Source organism: Microbacterium helvum (assembly GCF_014779795.1).
In the GTDB taxonomy this organism is placed as follows: domain Bacteria; phylum Actinomycetota; class Actinomycetes; order Actinomycetales; family Microbacteriaceae; genus Microbacterium; species Microbacterium helvum.
On the sequence record NZ_JACXZS010000012.1, the window covers coordinates 99,795 to 118,299 of the forward strand.

Sequence of the window (18,505 nt, forward strand, 5' to 3'; positions counted from 1 at the left end):
GAACTCGTGGAGTCCATCTCCGAGATCCACACCGACGTTCCGGCCGACGAGCGCGCCGAGGCGCCCGAAGGCGTCGAGAACGTCGACACCGCCGGCGACCTCGTCGCCCAGGCGGAGGCAGCTGACGTCGTCGCCGAGGCGGCTGTCGTCGAGGCCGAGGTCGCCGAGGTCGTGGCCGAAGAGGCCGTCGCCGAGGCTGAGGCCGACCCCACCGCGCAGGCGGAAGAGGCGGCAGAAGAGGCCGTCGTCGAGGCCGTCGTGGCCGAGGCTGTGGCCGAAGAGGCGGTCGTCGAGGCCGTCGTGGCCGAGACTGTGGCCGAAGAGGCCGTCGTGGCCGAAGAGGCCGTCGCCGAGGCGCCGGCCGAAGCCCCGGTCGAGCCCGCGCCGCCGGTCAAGGCGCCGCGCAAGCGTGCGCCCCGTCGCGCCAAGAGCACCGCCGCCGAGGCGGCGCCGGCTGAGGAGGCACCTGCCGCAGAGGCCCCCACCGCCGACGCTGCTCCCGCCGAGGCTGCGCCCGCCGATGAGGCAGTCGCACCCGCCGAGGAGTCGGCGCCGGCTGCCGACGACGCCGCTGCAGCCGTCGAGGTCGCGGATGAGGCATCCACCGACGCACCCGCCGCCGACGCAGCCGTCACCGACGCGCCCGCCGAAGGTGAAGCCGCCGAGGCCGCAGGCGCCGTCGCGCCCGCCGAGGGCGAGAGCGAGACGCCGTCGCGCAGCCGGAGCCGCAGCCGCAGCCGCAGCCGCAACCGCAACCAGAACGCGCAGAACGGCCAGGCCCAGAACAACCAGGCCCAGAACGCGGCCGCTGAGGCGCCTGCAGCCGAGCCTGCCAAGACGGAGCCTTCCAAGACCGACGCCGCGGACGAGCAGCAGGGCCAGGGCAACGGCCGCGGCCGTCAGCGCAACAAGCGCCGCGGCACGCAGGCGGTCGGCGACGAGTTCGAGACCGAGATCGGCGAGGACGACGTCCTCATCCCGATCGCAGGCATCCTCGACGTTCTCGACAACTACGCGTTCGTGCGCACCTCGGGCTACCTGCCCGGCACGAGCGACGTCTACGTCTCGCTCGGCCAGGTCAAGAAGTACAACCTGCGCAAGGGCGACGCCGTCGTCGGCGCCATCAAGCAGCCGCGCGAGGGCGAGCAGTCCAGCCGTCAGAAGTACAACGCGCTGGTCAAGGTCGACGCGATCAACGGCCTGTCGGTCGAGGACGCCGCGACGCGTGTCGAGTTCGGCAAGCTGACGCCGCTGTACCCGCAGGAGCGCCTGCGCCTGGAGACCGCGCCCGAGAAGCTGACGCAGCGCATCATCGACCTCGTCGCCCCGATCGGCAAGGGTCAGCGCGGTCTCATCGTCGCGCCCCCGAAGGCGGGCAAGACGATCGTGCTGCAGCAGATTGCCAACGCGATCGCGATCAACAACCCCGAGGTGCACCTCATGGTCGTGCTCGTCGACGAGCGCCCCGAAGAGGTCACCGACATGCAGCGCACCGTGAAGGGCGAGGTCATCGCCTCGACCTTCGACCGCCCCGCCGAGGACCACACCACGGTCGCCGAGCTCGCCATCGAGCGTGCCAAGCGCCTGGTCGAGCTCGGCCGCGACGTCGTCGTGCTGCTCGACTCGATCACGCGCCTCGGCCGTGCCTACAACATCTCGGCCCCCACCTCGGGCCGCGTGCTCACCGGCGGCGTCGACGCGTCCGCGCTGTACCCGCCCAAGCGCTTCTTCGGCGCCGCGCGCAACATCGAGAACGGCGGATCGCTCACGATCCTCGCGACGGCTCTCGTCGAGACCGGCTCCAAGATGGACGACGTCATCTTCGAGGAGTTCAAGGGCACCGGCAACAGCGAACTGCGCCTGAACCGCCAGCTCGCCGACAAGCGCATCTTCCCGGCGGTCGACGTCAACGCGTCGTCCACGCGCCGCGAAGAGATGCTGCTGTCGCCCGACGAGGTCAAGATCACCTGGAAGCTCCGCCGCGCGCTCGCCGGCCTCGAGCCCCAGCAGGCCCTCGAGGTCGTGCTCGGCAAGCTCAAGGAGACCAGCTCGAACGTCGAGTTCCTGGTGCAGATGCAGAAGTCGATCCCGGCGCCGGCCCGTGACAGCCACGGCGGCGGTCACAGCCACGCGCACGACAACAGCATCCGCTGACCCTCGATGTTCGAGTCAGTCAAGGGGCTGATCGACGAGCACCGCGCGGTCCAGGAGGAGCTCTCCGACCCCGCGGTGCACGCCGACGCGGCACGCGCCAAGCGGGTGAACCGGCGCTACGCCGAGCTCTCGCGGATCGTGAAGGCCCACGAGGACTGGGTGGCGGCATCCGATGATCTCGACGCCGCTCGCGAGCTCGCACGCGAGGACGACGCATTCGCCGCCGAGATCCCGGCCCTCGAGGCCGGGCTCTCGGAGGCGCAGGAGAAGCTGCGGCGTCTGCTGATCCCGCGCGACCCCGACGACGCGCGCGACGTGATCATGGAGATCAAGCAGGGCGAGGGCGGCGCCGAGTCGGCGCTGTTCGCCGCCGACCTGCTGCGGATGTACCTGCAGTACGCCGCGTCGAAGGGGTGGAAGACCGAGCTGCTCGAGCGCAACGAGTCCGACCTCGGCGGCTACAAGGACGTCCAGGTCGCGATCAAGGGCTCTTCGTCGGATCCGGCGCAGGGCGTGTGGGCGCACCTCAAGTACGAGGGCGGTGTGCACCGCGTGCAGCGCGTGCCGGCGACCGAGTCGCAGGGGCGCATCCATACCTCGACGACCGGTGTGCTGGTGTTCCCCGAGGTCGACGAGCCCGAGGAGATCCACATCGACCCGAACGACCTGAAGATCGACGTCTTCCGCTCGTCGGGTCCCGGCGGGCAGTCGGTCAACACGACCGACTCCGCGGTGCGTATCACGCACGTTCCGACAGGGATCGTGGTGTCGATGCAGAACGAGAAGTCCCAGCTGCAGAACCGCGAGGCCGGCATGCGCGTGCTGCGTGCGCGCCTGCTCGCGAAGCAGCAGGAGGAGCTGGATGCCGCGGCCTCCGACGCCCGTCGGTCGCAGATCCGCGGCATGGACCGCTCCGAGCGCATCCGCACCTACAACTTCCCCGAGAACCGCATCGCCGACCACCGCACCGGCTACAAGGCGTACAACCTCGACCAGGTCATGGACGGCGCTCTGGATCCGATCATCGAATCGGCGATCCAGGCCGACGAAGAGGCGCGCCTGGCCGCCCTCGGCACCGAGTCCTGACAGCTCGCCCTCCCCGCACTCCCGCCCGCCTACGCTCGCCCGCGCCACCGCGCCACCACGCCCCGCGCCCCCGCCGCCACGCCTCGCCTCGCGCCCGCGCCACCGCGCCCCGCCCGCCTTTTGGATCGTTTCACTTGCGCTGTTCGTACGCGAGAACGCTGTTCTGGCGTACGAACAGCGCAAGTGAAACGTTCTCTCGACCATCTGAAAGCACGGGGCGCAGGGGCAGCTGTGGATAGTTTCAACGGCGCCGCCGCCGAACATGGCAGAGTGCCCGCGTGCCTCTCGACGACAAGCCCGCCTTCCGCGTCGCCGATGCGCTGCGTGCGGGAACGCCACGGCGTGCGGTCGACAGTGCGGATCTGGATCGTCCGTTCACCGGCCTCCGCGCGGAGCGCGTGGCCGACAGCGCCGATGACGACCGGCATCCCCTGGAGCGGGAGCGTGACGCGCATTGCCGCGCAGCACGACAGTTCGTCGTGCATATGCATGCGCACGAGTTCTTCTCGCACGTGACGGCCGCGCTGCTATGGCAGCTTCCGCTGCCCTCCGTCGATCTGGACCGCATCGATGTGTCGGTGCGCGCTCCGCACCGTGCCCCGTCCGGACGCGGCGTGCGCGGCCATCAGCTGGCGACCAAGCAGGTCAGCACCGTCGCCCACGATGAGGGGTTCGAGATCACATCGCCGGCCTCGACCTGGGCTCAGCTGGGCGGCGTGGTGCGGCATCCATACGATCTCGTGGCGATTGCGGACGCGATCGTCCTCCGGCCCCGCATCCCCGGCCCGCGTGGACGAGTCCTGCGCGAGGCCCATGCCACCGTCGAAGAACTCGCCGCCGAGCTGCGGCGGGGGAGGCGGGTCGGGATCCGTGCGCTCGAGGAGGCGCAGCGGCGAACGCGTCCGGGAGCCGTATCGCGTGGCGAGACGTGGACGCGCCTGACGATCGTCGATGCGGGACTGCCCGAGCCTCTTCTCGACGTCGAGGTGTACGACGAGCACGGCGACTTCGTCGGCTGCGTGGATCTCGCCTACGTCGCGCAGAAGATCGCGATCGAGTACGAAGGCGACCACCATCGCGTGAGCGCAGCGCAGTGGCGCCGCGATATCGAGAAGCACGACCAGTTGGCTGCGCTCGGGTGGCGGGTCGTCCGAGTGACCAAGGACGAGGTGTTCAACCACCCCGGTGTTCTCATCGGACGCGTGCGCGAAGCGCTCCGTACCCGGTCCTGACACCTCGCCTCACCTCTCCGCCGCACGCCCGCACGTCTGTTCAACGCTGTTCACTTGCGCTGTATGTACGCCAGATTCGCCCTGAGGCGTACGAACAGCGCAAGTGAACCGATTCACGGCGCGCGACGCGGCGGCGGCGGCGGGGGCGGCGGCGGGGGCGGACACACGGCGCCTCATGCGGTGGGCGGGGGATGCCTCGGCACTAGGCTTCGAGCGTGCTCACGTTCCTCATCCGCGCCCTGATCTTCCTCGTGTCGGCGGCGCTCGGCCTCATCGCGGCCGACCTGATCCTTCCGGGCTTCTACTTGCACTGGAACGACTGGTGGGGGATCCTGCTGGCCGTCGTGATCTTCGCGGTGCTCCAGAGCATCCTGGCGCCCTGGCTGCTGAAGATCACGCGCCGTCACGCGAACGCCCTGATCGGCGGCGTCGGCCTGCTCTCGACGTTCGTGGCCTTGCTGATCGCCGTGCTGATCCCGGCCGCGGGCATCGGAATCGACGGGGCCGTCGCCTGGATCATCGGCACGCTGATCGTGTGGCTCGTCACCGCGCTGGCCACATGGCTGCTGCCGCCGCTGTTCATCAAGGACCAGGCGCAGAAGCGCCGCAGCTGACCCGCGTCGTACCGGCTCGGCACCGCGCGCCGGTGTCGGAACCGGATGGAATGATGGATCGTATGCAGGTCGGCAGGGTTCCGCTCGTCGGTCGTCAGGCGGACCTCGACGCCCTGCGAGGAGAGGTCGCCGCCGTCGCCGAGACGGGTCGTGCCGTGGTCGTGTCCGGCGACGCCGGCATGGGCAAGACGCGGCTGCTGCGCGACTTCGCCGCCGAGCTGCAGGCGCGTGATTCGCCGCGGGCTCCCGTCGTGCTGCGCGGCGCGTGCGTGGACTCCGGATCGGGTCCCGCGCCGCTGACGGCCGTCACGGATCTCGTTCGCGGGCTCGTCGATGCCATCGGTGCCGATGCCGTGCGCGCGGCCGCCGGGCCGGGCGCGGACGCGCTGGGCGTGCTCGTGCCGACTCTCGCCGACGGCACGGCCGACAGCGAGCGGCTCGCCGACGTGGTCGTCGAGCTCTTCTCGGAGCTCGCGCGCACGCGGCAGCTCGTCATCATCGTCGAAGACCTGCACTGGGCCGACGGCACCACGTGCGAGATCGTGTCGAGACTCGTGCGCCGCACGGCCGCACTGCCCCTGTTCGTGCTGCTCACCTATCGCACCGACGACGTCGGACGACGGCATCCGCTTCGTCCCGTGCTCGCGGAGCTCGAGCGGTCGCGGCTGCTCGCGCACCGACCGCTCGCCCGCCTCAGCCCGGTCGAGGTGGGCGCGCTGGCCAACGCCGTCTCCGGTGAGACGCTGGCCGCAGGGGTGCTGCACGATATCGCGGCGCGCAGCGACGGCATCCCGTTCTATGTCGAAGAGCTCGCGAGCTTCTCGGACGAGAGACTGCCGACGTCGCTGCGCGACGTGCTGCTGCTGCGATACGAGCGGATGGATGCTGCCACCCGCCGTTTCACCCGCATCCTCGCCACGGGCGGGGTCGAGGTCGCCCATCCCGTGCTGCGCGCGGTGTTCGACGGCGATGAGGACTCCCTCGAGTCGGCGGTGCGCGCCGCGGTGGACGCGCAGATCGTGGTGATCCGCGACGACGCCTACGCATTCCGGCACGCGCTCATGCAAGAGGCGGTGTACGACGAGCTGCTGCCGACGGAGCGCACGCGTCTGCACACCGCCTACGCGGTGGCGCTCGAGGCCCTGCCTCCGACACCCCGCGTGCTCGCAGACATCGCGCATCACTGGCGCGCCGCGCATGTGCCGGGTCGTGCCCTGGCCGCGGCCGTCGCCGCGCAGGCTGCGGCGAGCGGCGCGTCGGCGTGGACGACCGCCGCCGAGACGGGGGAGCGCGCGCTGGAGCTGTGGGATGTCGTTCCCGATCCCGAGCAGGTGAGCGGGGTGCCGCGGGCCGAGGTGCTGCGCCGCACGGCCGCGGCGCTGGTGTCGGCGAACCGTCTGGAGCGTGCCGTCGAGTTCGCGCGCGACGCCGTCGACATGTGGCCCGCCGACGATCCGATCGGCAAGGCGGCGATGCTGGGCGAGCTGGCGACGACCGAGTTCCAGTCGGGCGCGTCGGACGGCATGTCCAGCATCGCGAGGGCGCTGGACCTGCTGGGCGACGATCCGCGGCACGACGTGCAGCGCGCAGGCCTGCTGGTGACGTCCGCGCGGGTGCAGATGATGAGCGGCGATCAGCGCGTGGGGCGAGAGATCGCCCTCGTTGCCCTGGCGACCGCCGAGTCCGCCGCCGCGGACGGCGATCCGGTCGCGGCCGAGCTCGTCGCGCACGCCATGCTCATCGCGGCCACCTGCGGCACGAGCGGCGGCGATCCCCGCGCTGTCGAGGACTTCGAGAAGGCACGTCCGTACGCCGAGGGCTTCGTGCGCGCGATGATGCGCTACTTCATCAACTACTCCAACTCGCTCATGCTGGTCGGCCGCTACGACGACGCCGTGGCCGTCGCGCGCGAGGGCATGGACTACGCGCGGACCCACCGGTCCGACCGCGGGGCGCAGGTGATGGTCGAGGCGAATGCGATCGAGGCGCTCATGTACGCGGGGCGCCTGACGGCCGCCGCCGAGCGTGGCGCGGGTCTGCTGCCGCTCATCGAAGCCAGCCTGTACTCCGCGTTCCTGCGTGAGCGCCTGCTGTGCCTGGCTCTGTGGTGCGGTCGGCTCGACGAGGCCGAAGAGGCCCTGAGCGGCGCGCGCGAGGAGCTCGGCGCATTCGGCGCGTACGAGTTCCAGACCCGCCTCGGCATGGCGTACGACCTCGGGCTGCTCGCACTGGAGCACGGCGACCCGCACCGTGCTCTCGAGCACGCGTCGGCAGCGCTGAAGACCGCCGGCTCGGCGGCGCTCGCCCTGCCGCTGGCGGCGATCGCGGCCCGCGCGGCTGCGGTGCTGCGCGAGCGCGGTGACGACGTCGACATCGAGCCGTACCGCGAGCTCGTGGAACGCTGGCGCGGATGGGAGATCACGCCGCTGTGGGCGGCGGTGTTCGCCGCCGAGCTCGGCGAGGGCTCCTGGGGTGCGGCGACCTCCGGCGTCGGCCCGGCGTACGTCCGTGCCTACGCGCGGGTGCGCTACGCCGAAGAGCTGCTTGCGGCGGGTGACCGCGCGGCGGCTCGCGACGCGTTCGCCGGCGCCGCCGTGTACGCGGACGAACTGGGCGCGGAAGGACTCGCCGAGCGAGCACGGGAGCGGATGACGGATGCCGGGCTCAGCGGCACTCCGTCCGCCTCCGTGCTGACCTCCCGAGAAGAACAGGTGCTCGAGCTGGTCGCGGAGGGCCTCAGCAACGGCGAGATCGCCGCACGCCTCTACATCAGCGCCAAGACCGTTTCGGTGCACGTCTCTGCGGTGCTGCGCAAGCTCGACGTGCCGTCGCGCACGGCCGCCGCCGCGGCGTACCGCCGCGGGGCGGCGTGACGCGGCATCCCTCGTCCGCCCTCAGCCGACGAGTCGGCGAGGGTGGGTTTCGACTCGCTTCGCTCGCTCAACCTTGACCCGGTTCGCGTCAACGCTCCTTCGTCGCATTGACCACCGCGCGTCAGGTCAGATGAAGTACTCGGGGGTCGTCAGCAGGGCTCGCGTGTCATCGCCGATGCGGCGCGCGCGGGGCTTGGCTGGCACCCCCACCAGCACACTGTCGGCCGGGGCGTCCTTCGTCACGACCGCGTTGGCGCCGATCACGGAGCCCTCTCCGATGGTGATCGGGCCCAGCACTTTCGCGCCGGCGCCGATGGCCACGCCGTCCTCGATCGTGGGGTGGCGCTTGCCGCCCTCACGCTGACGGCCGCCGAGAGTGACGCCGTGGTACAGCATGACGTCGTCGCCGACCTCGGCGGTCTCGCCGATCACGACGCCCATGCCGTGGTCGATGAAGAAGCGGCGACCGATCGTCGCGCCGGGGTGGATCTCGATGCCGGTCAGCCAGCGTGTCACCTGCGAACCGGCGCGCGCGACGAACCGGAGGTCGCGCACCCACAGCGCGTGCCACACGCGATGCGCCCAGATGGCGTGGAGCCCGGGGTAGAGGACGGCGATCTCGACGCCGGAGCGGGCGGCGGGGTCGCGGAGCTTGGCCGCGGCGACGTCTTCGCGAACGCGCGCGAAGAATCCGAGACGGACCTGGGTCACTTCGCACCCGCCTCAGGATCGCGCAGGTGGTCGTACAGCGCGGTCGACAGATAGCGCTCGCCCGAATCCGGCACGATCACGACGAACCGCTTGCCGGCCGACTCCGGCCGTGCGGCGATCTGCAGCGCCGCCGCGACGGCGGCACCGGCTGACATCCCGGCGAGGATGCCCTCGCGGGTGGCGAGGTCGCGGGCGACGCGGATGGCGTCGTCGAACTCGGCGTCGAACACCTCGTCGACCACCGAGCGGTCCAGCACGTCGGGCACGAAGTTGGGGCCGATGCCCTGGATGCGGTGACCGCCCGCGCGGCCTTCGGTGAGCACGGGGGAGTCCTTGGGCTCGACGAGCACGATCTTGACGTCCGGGTTGCGCTGCTTGAGCACCTGTCCGACACCGGTGACGGTGCCGCCGGTGCCCGAGCCGGCCACGAACACGTCGACGTGTCCGTCGGTGTCGCGCCAGATCTCCTCGGCGGTCGTTCTGCGGTGGATGGCGGCGTTCGCCTCGTGCTCGAACTGGCGCGCGAGCACGGCGCCGGGGCGTTCTGCCGCGATGCGCTGCGCCGTCTCGACGGCCTCGGTCATGCCCTTGTACGGGTCGGTGAGGACGAGTTCAGCGCCGTACGCCTTCAGCAGCGTGCGACGCTCCTTCGACATCGACGCGGGCATCGTCAGCACGACCTTGTAGCCGCGCGCCGCGCCGATCAGGGCGAGGGCGATACCGGTGTTGCCGCTCGTCGACTCGACGATCGTGCCGCCCGGCCGCAGCTCGCCCGACTGCTCGGCCGCCTCGATGAGCGCGTAGCCCAGGCGGTCCTTCACCGACGAACCCGGGTTGTAGAACTCGAGCTTGACCAGCACCTCGGCATCGAGGCCCTCGGTGAGAGCGTTCAGACGCACCAGCGGCGTGTCGCCGAACGCTGACGTGATGTCGGAATGGATGCCGGGCACGGGTGCTCCCAGTTCTCGAGGTGAGCGCAGCTCAGATGAAAAGGCGACGACGGCGCGACGGTGCGCGGCCGAGGCCGGTCACGCTGTCGCGCCGTCGTCGTGACGGGTCAATCTTCGCGCAGATCCTCGAAGAGCGCGGTCGACAGGTAGCGCTCGCCGGTGTCAGGGGTGACCACGACGATCTTCTTGCCGGCGTTCTCCGGGCGCTGAGCGACCTGGATCGCCGCCCACACGGCGGCGCCGCTGGAGATCCCGGCGAGGATGCCCTCCTTCGCCGCGAGGTCGCGCGAGGTCGAGATGGCGTCGTCGAACTCGACGGTGACGACCTCGTCGAACACCGCGGTGTCGAGGATCGGCGGCACGAAGTTCGGGCCGATGCCCTGGATCTTGGCGGGGCCGGGCGTGCCGGTCGACAGCAGCGGCGACGCCGTGGGCTCGACCGCCACGACCTTGACCTCGGGCTTGCGCTCCTTGAGCACCTGGCCGACGCCGGTGATCGTGCCGCCGGTGCCGACGCCGGCGACGAAGATGTCGACCTCGCCGTCGGTGTCGCGCCAGATCTCCTCGGCGGTGGTCTTGCGGTGGATCTCGCGGTTCGCCTCGTTCTCGAACTGCTTGGCGAGGATCGCGCCCGGCGTCTCGGCGGCGATCCGCTCGGCCTCGGCGACAGCGAGCTTCATGCCGCCGGCCGGGTCGGTCAGCACGAGTTCCGCGCCGAAGCGCTTGAGCAGCTGCCGACGCTCGACCGACATCGAGGACGGCATCGTCAGGATGACCTTGTAGCCGCGCGCGGCGCCGACCAGGGCGAGGGCGATGCCGGTGTTGCCGCTGGTGCCTTCGACGATGGTGCCGCCCGGCTGCAGTGCGCCGGACGCCTCGGCGGCGTCGACGATGGCGATGCCGAGGCGGTCCTTCACGCTCGAGCCCGGGTTGTAGTACTCGAGCTTCGCGTAGACCTCGGCGCCGGCGCCGTCGGTCACGCGGTTGAGGCGGACCAGCGGGGTGTTGCCGAAAGCAGCGGTGATATCGGAGTGGATGCCGGGCATGTCGGGCCTTTCGCAGGGTTCACGGCAGATCGGACCCAGCCTAGGACCAGGCGTCGGATGTGAGTCCTTGTATGACGGGTGTGCGAAATAGAGTGGATCGGTCATGACTTCCGCCACCCCCGCCACGCCTCTCGCTGAGGCCGTCCGCCGTGCCGTCGACCGTCTCGCTGCCGCCGGGGTGCCCGATCCGGCCGTCGACGCCGAGCTGCTCGTCGCGTTCGTGCTCGGCACCGGGCGCGGGGGAGTGCAGGCGGCCGCGATCCGCGGCGACATGCTCCCGCCCGCCGATATCGAGCGGCTCGACGAGCTCGTCACGCGCCGCGCGACGCGTGAGCCGCTGCAGCACCTGACCGGCGTGGCGCCCTTCCGCCATCTCGAGCTGCAGGTGGGGCCGGGCGTGTTCGTGCCCCGGCCGGAGACCGAGGTCGTCGCACAGCTGGCGATCGATGCACTGCGGGCGGCGGCATCCCCCTCTCCGATCGCGGTGGATCTCGGCACCGGATCCGGCGCGATCGCCCTCGCGATGGCCACCGAAGTGCCGCACGCGGAGGTGTACGCGGCCGAGAACTCCGTCGACGCGTTCGTCTGGACCACGCAGAACTTCGCGGCCGTGGGCGCCGACAACGCACACCTCGCGTTCATCGATCTGGCGCACGCCTTCCCGGAGCTGGACGGCACCGTCTCGGTCGTGGCGTCCAACCCGCCCTACGTCCCGGACGCCGCCATTCCGCGCGATCCCGAAGTGCGGTTCTTCGACCCGGCCGCCGCGCTGTACGGCGGCGAGGACGGGCTCGACGTCGTGCGCGTGCTGAGCGGCGTGGGCCTTCGGCTCGCGCATCCGGGCGGCGTGATCGTCATCGAGCACGGCGAGTGGCAGGGGGAGGCCGTCCGCGGCATCCTCGAGGCCGATGGATGGTGGGCCGCGGCGACCCATCCCGACCTCACGATGCGCGACCGCGCCACCACGGCACTGCATCCGTGAGGGCCGACGTCGTTGCGAGGGGTTCCTGACCTCGCGCGGCTAAACTATCCGGCGATATGTCCCCCATCTTCGACTGCCGTGATGAGGCGCAGCTGCTTTCGGGCATGCGCCAGGCCCGCCAGGCCATCGGCCGCGGCGAGCTCGTCGTCATCCCCACCGACACCGTCTACGGCGTCGCCGCCGACGCCTTCGACCATCAGGCGGTCGCGCGACTGCTCGCGGCGAAGGGGCGCGGACGCCAGTCACCGCCGCCGGTGCTCGTCGCCGGCGTAGCGACGCTGCGTGCGCTCGTCGCCGAGGTGCCCGAGCCCATCGAGCGTCTCGTCGAGGAGTTCTGGCCGGGCGGCCTCACGATCGTGCTGCCGGCGCAGCCGTCGCTGTCGTGGGACCTGGGTGAGACGCGCGGCACCGTCGCGGTGCGGATGCCGGCGCACCGGATCGCCCTCGAGCTGCTCGAAGAGACCGGCCCGCTCGCGGTTTCCAGCGCGAACCTGACCGGCATGGCCGCCGGCATCACGGCAGAGGACTCCCGCGACATGCTGAAGGACGCCGTCGCGGTGTATCTCGGCGACGGGCCGTCCAAGGACGGCATCCCCTCGACGATCATCGACGCCACTCGCCTCGTCGGCTCGGCTGCGGCGGCCGACGACGCGCAGGCGGGCGCCGGACCGCGCGTCACCGTGCTGCGGGAAGGCGCGGTCAGCCGCGCCCAGCTGCGCGGCGTGCTGGGCGACCTGCTCGAGGCCGACCCCGACGCGCAGCCGGAGCCCGACGGCTCGTGAAACAGTACGTCTTCACGATCATCCTGACGGCCGCCGTCACCTTCATCCTGTCGTGGGCCGTGTGGCGGCTCAGCCTCAAGTACAAGCTCTATCCCGGCATCCGCGAGCGCGACGTCCACAAGACCCCGACGCCGCGCCTGGGCGGCATCGCCATGTTCCTGGGTGTCCTGGCTGCCTTCGCGGTGTCGTCGCAGCATCCCTTCTTCGCCATCGTGTGGGCGCAGCCGCAGCAGATCTACGCGCTGCTGGGCGCGACGGCGCTGATCGTGATCGTGGGCGTCGCCGACGACCTGTGGGACCTGGACTGGATGATCAAGCTCGGCGCGCAGTTCCTCGCCGCCGGAGTCATCGCGTGGTTCGGCCAGCTGCAGATCTACTCGCTGCCCATCGGGGGACTGGCCATCGGGTCGAGCTGGGTGAGCTTCACGCTCACGGTGTTCTCGATCGTCGTGGTGATGAACGCCGTCAACTTCATCGACGGCCTGGACGGGCTGGTCGCGGGCGTCTGCCTGATCGCCAACGGCGTGTTCTTCGCGTATTCGTACATGGTCGTGCGCGACACCGGCGCCAGCACGTTCTTCAACCTCGCGTCGTTCATCGCCGCCGTGCTGGTGGGTGCGTGCATCGGCTTCCTGCCGCTGAACTGGAGTCCCGCGAAGCTGTTCATGGGGGATGCCGGGGCTCTCATGCTCGGGCTGCTCATGGCCTGCTCCGCCATCGCCCTGACAGGGAACTTCACGCCCGCCATGGTGGGCGACAACGACGAGTTCGGACGCTCGCAGCTGCTGGGTGCCTTCATCCCGATCCTGCTGCCGGTGGTCGTCGTGCTGCTGCCGCTGCTGGACTTCGGGCTCGCCGTCGTGCGGCGCATGAGCAAGGGCAAGTCGCCGTTCTCGCCGGATCGCAAGCACCTGCACCATCGCATGCTCGACATGGGGCACTCCGACCGCGACGCCGTGCTGATCTTCTACGCGTGGACGGCGCTGGTGAGCCTGTCGGTCCTGCTGATGTACATCGGCACCACCCTCGAATGGCCCGGCGACTACCTCTTCGGCGTCCTCTACGGCGTGCTCGGCATCGCCGCCTGCCTCGTGGTGACCTTCACGCCGTCGCGCCGGCGGCCGGTGGCCGCGGCATCCGATCCCGGACCCGCCCCCGACGCGACGCCCGACCACCCGATCCCGCCCGTTCCCGCGACCGAGGAGGCCGCCCGATGAACGCCAGTCCCGTCTCCAGCACCCCGATCCTGCGCACCGTCCTGGTGTGGTCGGGTTCGGTCACCGCGATCCTGGCGGTCGTCGGCGCCGTCGTCGGCTTCCTGGTCGCCGGCGTCGACGGGTTGTGGAGCGCCCTGGCCGGCGTGCTCATCGCGGCGCTGTTCCTCGGCATCACGGCCGCCAGCATCCTCATCGCCAACCGGTGGTTCGGCGACGCGCTGTACGTCCCGATCTTCTTCGGGATCGTGCTCGGGGGCTGGATCCTCAAGTTCGTGGTGTTCCTGATCGCGCTGTTCGTGCTGCGCGGTCAGCCCTGGATCGAACCGCCGGTCTTCTTCGTCGCGCTCGTCGTGAGCGTGCTGGCCTCGCTGGCGATCGACGTGATCGCGCTGGTGCGGATGCGGGTGCCGGTGGTCGATGTGGAGCTCCCGAGCGACCCGGATGCGGGGGAGCGCACCGACGATTCCGGCGCGGGTGCTTGACGTCTGACGGATGCAGGCGTAAAAGGGGCGGAACGGATTCAGCGAGCTCTCAAGTTTGATAGGCTGAACACGCGCCCGCCCGCGTGCCCCTCTCCTGCCTGAAACGGATGGCGAGTGGTGGCGGCGGAGTGACGCTCACCGACCATCGTCGCAACGGTTCTCACCGGTGCCCCGAAGCTGGAGCCAGCGCTGTCTATTCATGCTGCGACCCTGATCGCCCCCTTTGCCACGGATGAACCGCCCGTGTTCCACGGCCCGTCGATCGACGAGTTCTTCCCTCCGGTCCTGTTCGACGCGTTCGGGGTCATCCCGGTCACCCGCGTGCACCTGATCCAGTTCGTCGCGGTGATCGCCGTCGTCCTGGTGTTCTGGATCGGCACGCGCCGGATGAAGGTCGTGCCGGGCCGCTTCCAGAGCCTCACCGAGATGGGCCTCGACTTCGTGCGGGTCAACATCGCCGAGGACCTGCTGGGCAAGAAGGACGGCGCCCGCTTCCTGCCGATCCTCACGACGATGTTCTTCATGATCCTGTTCATGAACCTGACGGGCATCATCCCGTTCCTGAACCTCGCCGGCACCGCGATCATCGCGGTCCCGCTGCTGCTCGCGGTGGTCAGCTACGTGACGTTCATCTACGCGGGCGTCAAGAAGAGCCCGAAGAACTTCTTCAAGAACTCGCTGTTCCCCTCGGGGGTCCCGCCGTTCCTCTACATCATCGTGACGCCGCTCGAGTTCATCTCGACCTTCATCATCCGGCCGATCACGCTGACCCTGCGACTCCTGATGAACATGATGGTCGGGCACCTCATGCTCGTCCTGTTCTTCTCGGCGACGCAGTTCTTCCTCATCACGATGGGCGGCTGGTGGTCGGTGCTCGCCGCCGGCAGCCTGGCCTTCGGCCTCGCCTTCACCGTGTTCGAGATCCTGGTGGCCGTCCTCCAGGCCTACGTCTTCACCATCCTCACCGCGGTCTACATCCAGCTCGCGGTGGCAGAAGAGCACTGAGCGGGCGGGCTCTCGCCCTCCCACCCAACCGAAAGGAAACACCCCGTGGACGCAACTACGGTTCTCGCTGAAGTTCAGGGTTCGATCGCGACGGTCGGCTACGGCCTCGCTGCCATCGGCCCCGCCATCGGCGTCGGCATCGTCGTCGGCAAGACGATCGAGGGCGTCGCCCGTCAGCCCGAGCTGGCCGGTCGCCTGCAGGTCCTCATGTGGATCGGTATCGCCTTCACCGAGGCGCTCGCCTTCATCGGCATCGCGACCGCCTTCATCTTCGGCTACTGATCCGCCCAACCAGTCATAAGGAGACAGGATGCTGAACGCTCTTGTCACGTACGCCGCCGAGGAGGCAGAGGCTCACAACCCTCTGATCCCCGCGTGGTACGACATCATCTGGTCGGCGGTGTGCTTCGTCATCATCCTCTTCGTGTTCTGGAAGGTCGCCCTTCCCCGCATGAAGAAGATGCTCGACGAGCGCTCCGCGGCGATCGAGGGCAACATCGCCAAGGCCGACGAGGCCCAGCGCAAGGCCGAGGCCGCGCTCGAGGAGTACACCTCGCAGCTCGCCGAGGCCCGCAAGGAGGCCGGTGAGATCCGCGATGCCGCCCGTGAGGACGGCAAGAAGATCGTCGCCGAGGCGAAGGACACCGCTTCGGCGGAGGCCGCACGCCTGACCGCCACCGCGCACGCCCAGATCGAGGCCGAGCGCCAGACCGCGCTCGTGTCGCTGCGCAGCGAGGTGGGCACGCTCGCCCTCGACCTCGCGGGCGGCGTCATCGGCGAGACCCTCTCGGACGACGCGAAGGCGCAGGCCGTCGTCGACCGCTTCCTCGCCGAGCTCGAAGAGTCCGAAGGGGCCAAGGCGTAATGGGCAGCGCGACCACTCAGGCCCTCGCGGCGACGACCGCGGCGCTCGGCGCCGCGACCGGCGTCGACCTCGACGTCGCCCGCGAGCTCTTCGCCGCGGCACGCGCCGTGGGCGACTCGTCGCAGCTGAGCGGCGCGCTGGCCGACTCCGCCGCGCCGGCGGAGGCTCGCCGGCAGGTCGTCGCCGCCGTCTTCGGCGCTGCTGTGAAGCCCACGACGGCGTCGCTGCTGACGACCGCCGTCGCGCAGCGCTGGTCGACGCCCGACGACCTGGTCGACGCCATCGAAGAGCTGGCGGTGCGCGCGGCGGCCGTCGCGGACGCCGACGCGGACGTCGAGGCGGAACTGTTCTCGTTCTCTCGGACAGTCGCAGACAACCCCGAGCTCGAGCTCGCGCTCGGCAGCCGCCTCGGCGACGCCGCAGCCAAGGGCACGCTCGTCGAGTCGCTGCTGAAGGGCCGCGCGAGCGAGGGAGCGACGCTGATCGCGGCATCCCTCATCCGTCAGCCCCGGGAGCGTCGCGTGCGCCAGCTGCTGTCGCGTGCGACCCGGCTGGTCTCCGACCAGCGCGGCCGTGCGGTCGCGACGGTCGTGGCAGCGACCCCTTTGAGCGATGCGCAGCGCGACCGGCTCACCGCCGCGCTGAGCAAGCGCTACGGCACGAGGGTGTCGCTCAACACGATCGTCGACCCGACGGTCGTGGGCGGCCTGCGCGTGCAGATCGCGGACGACGTGATCGACGCGAGCGTCTCGTCGCGTCTGGCCGACCTCCGTCAGCGGCTCGCCGGCTGACACAGACTTCCCGCCACGCGCGGAGATTTCGGGGCCGAGGCCCCATGAACGAAGGAAAACAATGGCAGATCTCTCTATCAGCCCCGACGTCATCCGTGACGCGCTGAAGGACTTCGTCGCCGCCTACGAGCCCACGGGGGCTGCGGCCACCGAGGTCGGCACCGTCATCGACGCCGCGGACGGCATCGCGCACGTCGAGGGCCTGCCGGGTGTCATGGCGAACGAGCTCGTGACGTTCGCGGACGGCACTCAGGGCCTCGCACTGAACCTCGACGAGCACGAGATCGGTGTGGTCGTCCTCGGCGACTTCGCCGGCATCGAGGCCGGCCAGCAGGTCACCCGCACCGGCGAGGTGCTCTCGGTCGCCGTCGGCGACGGCTACCTGGGCCGCGTCGTCGACCCCCTGGGCAACCCGATCGACGGTCTCGGCGAGATCGCGACGACGGGCCGCCGTGCCCTCGAGCTGCAGGCGCCCGGCGTCATGCAGCGCAAGTCGGTGCACGAGCCGCTGCAGACCGGCATCAAGGCGATCGACGCGATGATCCCCGTCGGCCGCGGCCAGCGCCAGCTCATCATCGGCGACCGCCAGACCGGCAAGACGGCGATCGCGATCGACACGATCATCAACCAGAAGGCCAACTGGGAGTCGGGCGACGTCAACAAGCAGGTCCGCTGCATCTACGTCGCCATCGGCCAGAAGGGCTCGACGATCGCGGCCGTGAAGGGCGCCCTCGAGGACGCCGGCGCGCTGGAGTACACCACCATCGTCGCCGCCCCGGCCTCCGACCCCGCCGGCTTCAAGTACCTCGCTCCGTACACCGGATCGGCCATCGGCCAGCACTGGATGTACGAGGGCAAGCACGTCCTGATCATCTTCGACGACCTGTCGAAGCAGGCCGAGGCCTACCGCGCCGTCTCGCTGCTCCTCCGCCGCCCGCCGGGCCGCGAGGCGTACCCCGGCGACGTCTTCTACCTGCACTCGCGTCTGCTCGAGCGCTGCGCGAAGCTGTCGGACGAGCTGGGCGCCGGTTCGATGACGGGTCTGCCGATCATCGAGACGAAGGCCAACGACGTCTCGGCGTACATCCCGACCAACGTGATCTCGATCACCGACGGCCAGATCTTCCTGCAGTCCGACCTGTTCAACGCCAACCAGCGTCCCGCTGTCGACGTCGGCATCTCGGTCTCGCGAGTCGGCGGTGACGCACAGGTCAAGTCGATCAAGAAGGTCTCGGGCACGCTCAAGCTGGAGCTCGCCCAGTACCGCTCGCTCGAGGCGTTCGCGATGTTCGCTTCGGATCTCGACGCCGCGTCGCGTCGTCAGCTGGCCCGTGGCGCGCGCCTGACCGAGCTGCTCAAGCAGCCGCAGTACTCGCCGTACCCCGTCGAGGAGCAGGTCGTCTCGATCTGGGCCGGCACGAACGGCAAGCTGGACTCGATCGAGGTCGAGGACGTCCTGTCGTTCGAGCGCGAGCTGCTGGACTACCTCCGTCGCAACACGACGATCCTCGACACCCTGCGTGAGACGAACGTCCTGGACGACGACACGGTCGCCGAGCTCGGCAAGAAGACGGACGAGTTCATCCTCGAGTTCCGCGCGGGCAAGGGCCAGGCGATCGGCAAGCCCGGCCACGAAGAGGTCGCGGCGGCCGAGGCCGAAGACGTGAACCAGGAGAAGATCGTCAAGGGCCGCCGCTAAGGCGGGCCGGGGCTAA

At 70.2% G+C, this 18,505-nt stretch carries 17 protein-coding genes; 14 read left to right on the forward strand and 3 right to left on the reverse strand.

All coding sequences use genetic code 11. The annotated features are described in order from the left end of the window. Positions 1-6: 6 nt before the first annotated feature. The 5 genes from rho to IF188_RS16830 all read left to right on the forward strand — a co-directional run bounded on the left by rho (position 7) and on the right by IF188_RS16830 (position 7,959). Positions 7-2,154: a transcription termination factor Rho gene (gene rho / locus IF188_RS16810; protein ID WP_191172957.1), complete on the forward strand. Its 2,148-nt coding sequence runs from the start codon at positions 7-9 to the stop codon at positions 2,152-2,154. Between the two features lie 6 nt (positions 2,155-2,160). Then, complete coding sequence (gene prfA / locus IF188_RS16815) at positions 2,161-3,240, forward strand: peptide chain release factor 1 (RefSeq protein ID WP_191172958.1); 1,080 nt, start codon at positions 2,161-2,163, stop codon at positions 3,238-3,240. A gap of 278 nt (positions 3,241-3,518) precedes the next feature. Next, on the forward strand, positions 3,519-4,472 hold the full coding sequence (locus IF188_RS16820; protein WP_191172959.1) for an endonuclease domain-containing protein: 954 nt from the start codon (positions 3,519-3,521) through the stop codon (positions 4,470-4,472). A gap of 215 nt (positions 4,473-4,687) precedes the next feature. Beyond that, a complete protein-coding gene (locus tag IF188_RS16825) occupies positions 4,688-5,086 on the forward strand; it encodes a phage holin family protein (RefSeq protein WP_191172960.1) in 399 nt (132 codons plus the stop codon). 53 nt (positions 5,087-5,139) lie between these two features. Further along, positions 5,140-7,959, forward strand: coding sequence for a helix-turn-helix transcriptional regulator (locus IF188_RS16830; RefSeq protein WP_191172961.1), 2,820 nt, complete (start codon positions 5,140-5,142; stop codon positions 7,957-7,959). Between the two features lie 126 nt (positions 7,960-8,085). Here the strand turns inward: IF188_RS16830 and epsC are convergent, their stop codons facing one another. The 3 genes from epsC to cysK (IF188_RS16845) all read right to left on the reverse strand — a co-directional run bounded on the left by epsC (position 8,086) and on the right by cysK (IF188_RS16845) (position 10,666). Then, positions 8,086-8,670, reverse strand: coding sequence for a serine O-acetyltransferase EpsC (gene epsC / locus IF188_RS16835; protein ID WP_191172962.1), 585 nt, complete (start codon positions 8,668-8,670; stop codon positions 8,086-8,088). Continuing rightward, a complete protein-coding gene (gene cysK, locus IF188_RS16840) occupies positions 8,667-9,620 on the reverse strand; it encodes a cysteine synthase A (protein ID WP_191172963.1) in 954 nt (317 codons plus the stop codon). Before cysK (IF188_RS16840) ends, epsC begins: the two co-directional genes overlap by 4 nt. A 107-nt stretch (positions 9,621-9,727) precedes the next feature. After that, on the reverse strand, positions 9,728-10,666 hold the full coding sequence (gene cysK / locus IF188_RS16845; RefSeq protein WP_191172964.1) for a cysteine synthase A: 939 nt from the start codon (positions 10,664-10,666) through the stop codon (positions 9,728-9,730). A 103-nt stretch (positions 10,667-10,769) separates the two neighbouring features. Here cysK (IF188_RS16845) and prmC point away from each other — a divergent pair, with 103 nt between their 5' ends. The 9 genes from prmC to atpA all read left to right on the forward strand — a co-directional run bounded on the left by prmC (position 10,770) and on the right by atpA (position 18,489). Continuing rightward, positions 10,770-11,648, forward strand: a complete 879-nt coding sequence (gene prmC / locus IF188_RS16850) for a peptide chain release factor N(5)-glutamine methyltransferase (protein ID WP_191172965.1) — start codon at positions 10,770-10,772, stop codon at positions 11,646-11,648. A 56-nt stretch (positions 11,649-11,704) separates the two neighbouring features. Beyond that, complete coding sequence (locus IF188_RS16855) at positions 11,705-12,430, forward strand: L-threonylcarbamoyladenylate synthase (RefSeq protein ID WP_191172966.1); 726 nt, start codon at positions 11,705-11,707, stop codon at positions 12,428-12,430. Beyond that, positions 12,427-13,647 carry an MraY family glycosyltransferase gene (locus IF188_RS16860; protein WP_191172967.1) on the forward strand — a complete coding sequence of 407 codons (1,221 nt, stop codon included), beginning with the start codon at positions 12,427-12,429 and terminating at the stop codon, positions 13,645-13,647. The genes IF188_RS16855 and IF188_RS16860 overlap by 4 nt, the downstream gene beginning before the upstream one ends. After that, positions 13,644-14,129 (forward strand): hypothetical protein, encoded by a 486-nt coding sequence (locus IF188_RS16865; RefSeq protein ID WP_191172968.1) that lies wholly within the window; start codon positions 13,644-13,646, stop codon positions 14,127-14,129. Before IF188_RS16860 ends, IF188_RS16865 begins: the two co-directional genes overlap by 4 nt. Positions 14,130-14,372: 243 nt before the next feature. Next, on the forward strand, positions 14,373-15,134 hold the full coding sequence (atpB, locus tag IF188_RS16870) for a F0F1 ATP synthase subunit A (RefSeq protein ID WP_318152916.1): 762 nt from the start codon (positions 14,373-14,375) through the stop codon (positions 15,132-15,134). Positions 15,135-15,179: 45 nt separating this feature from the next. Next, entirely contained in the window at positions 15,180-15,416 is a 237-nt protein-coding gene (gene atpE / locus IF188_RS16875; protein WP_141893086.1) for an ATP synthase F0 subunit C, read from the forward strand. A gap of 28 nt (positions 15,417-15,444) precedes the next feature. After that, on the forward strand, positions 15,445-15,999 hold the full coding sequence (locus IF188_RS16880; protein WP_141893087.1) for a F0F1 ATP synthase subunit B: 555 nt from the start codon (positions 15,445-15,447) through the stop codon (positions 15,997-15,999). After that, the gene (locus tag IF188_RS16885) at positions 15,999-16,790 is read left to right on the forward strand and encodes a F0F1 ATP synthase subunit delta (protein WP_191172969.1); all 792 of its coding nucleotides are present in this window, start codon (positions 15,999-16,001) and stop codon (positions 16,788-16,790) included. The genes IF188_RS16880 and IF188_RS16885 overlap by 1 nt, the downstream gene beginning before the upstream one ends. A gap of 61 nt (positions 16,791-16,851) precedes the next feature. Then, positions 16,852-18,489, forward strand: coding sequence for a F0F1 ATP synthase subunit alpha (atpA, locus tag IF188_RS16890; protein ID WP_191172970.1), 1,638 nt, complete (start codon positions 16,852-16,854; stop codon positions 18,487-18,489). Positions 18,490-18,505: the final 16 nt, after the last annotated feature.

Bases quoted from the DNA above. Each gene is read 5' to 3' on its own strand.
- prfA (WP_191172958.1), top strand. From the start codon at position 2,161: ATGTTCGAGTCAGTCAAGGGGCTGATCGACGAGCACCGCGCGGTCCAG.
- IF188_RS16830 (WP_191172961.1), top strand. From the start codon at position 5,140: ATGGATCGTATGCAGGTCGGCAGGGTTCCGCTCGTCGGTCGTCAGGCG.
- cysK (WP_191172964.1), bottom strand. From the start codon at position 10,666: ATGCCCGGCATCCACTCCGATATCACCGCTGCTTTCGGCAACACCCCG.
- prmC (WP_191172965.1), top strand. From the start codon at position 10,770: ATGACTTCCGCCACCCCCGCCACGCCTCTCGCTGAGGCCGTCCGCCGT.
- IF188_RS16855 (WP_191172966.1), top strand. From the start codon at position 11,705: ATGTCCCCCATCTTCGACTGCCGTGATGAGGCGCAGCTGCTTTCGGGC.
- IF188_RS16865 (WP_191172968.1), top strand. From the start codon at position 13,644: ATGAACGCCAGTCCCGTCTCCAGCACCCCGATCCTGCGCACCGTCCTG.
- IF188_RS16880 (WP_141893087.1), top strand. From the start codon at position 15,445: ATGCTGAACGCTCTTGTCACGTACGCCGCCGAGGAGGCAGAGGCTCAC.
- IF188_RS16885 (WP_191172969.1), top strand. From the start codon at position 15,999: ATGGGCAGCGCGACCACTCAGGCCCTCGCGGCGACGACCGCGGCGCTC.
- atpA (WP_191172970.1), top strand. From the start codon at position 16,852: ATGGCAGATCTCTCTATCAGCCCCGACGTCATCCGTGACGCGCTGAAG.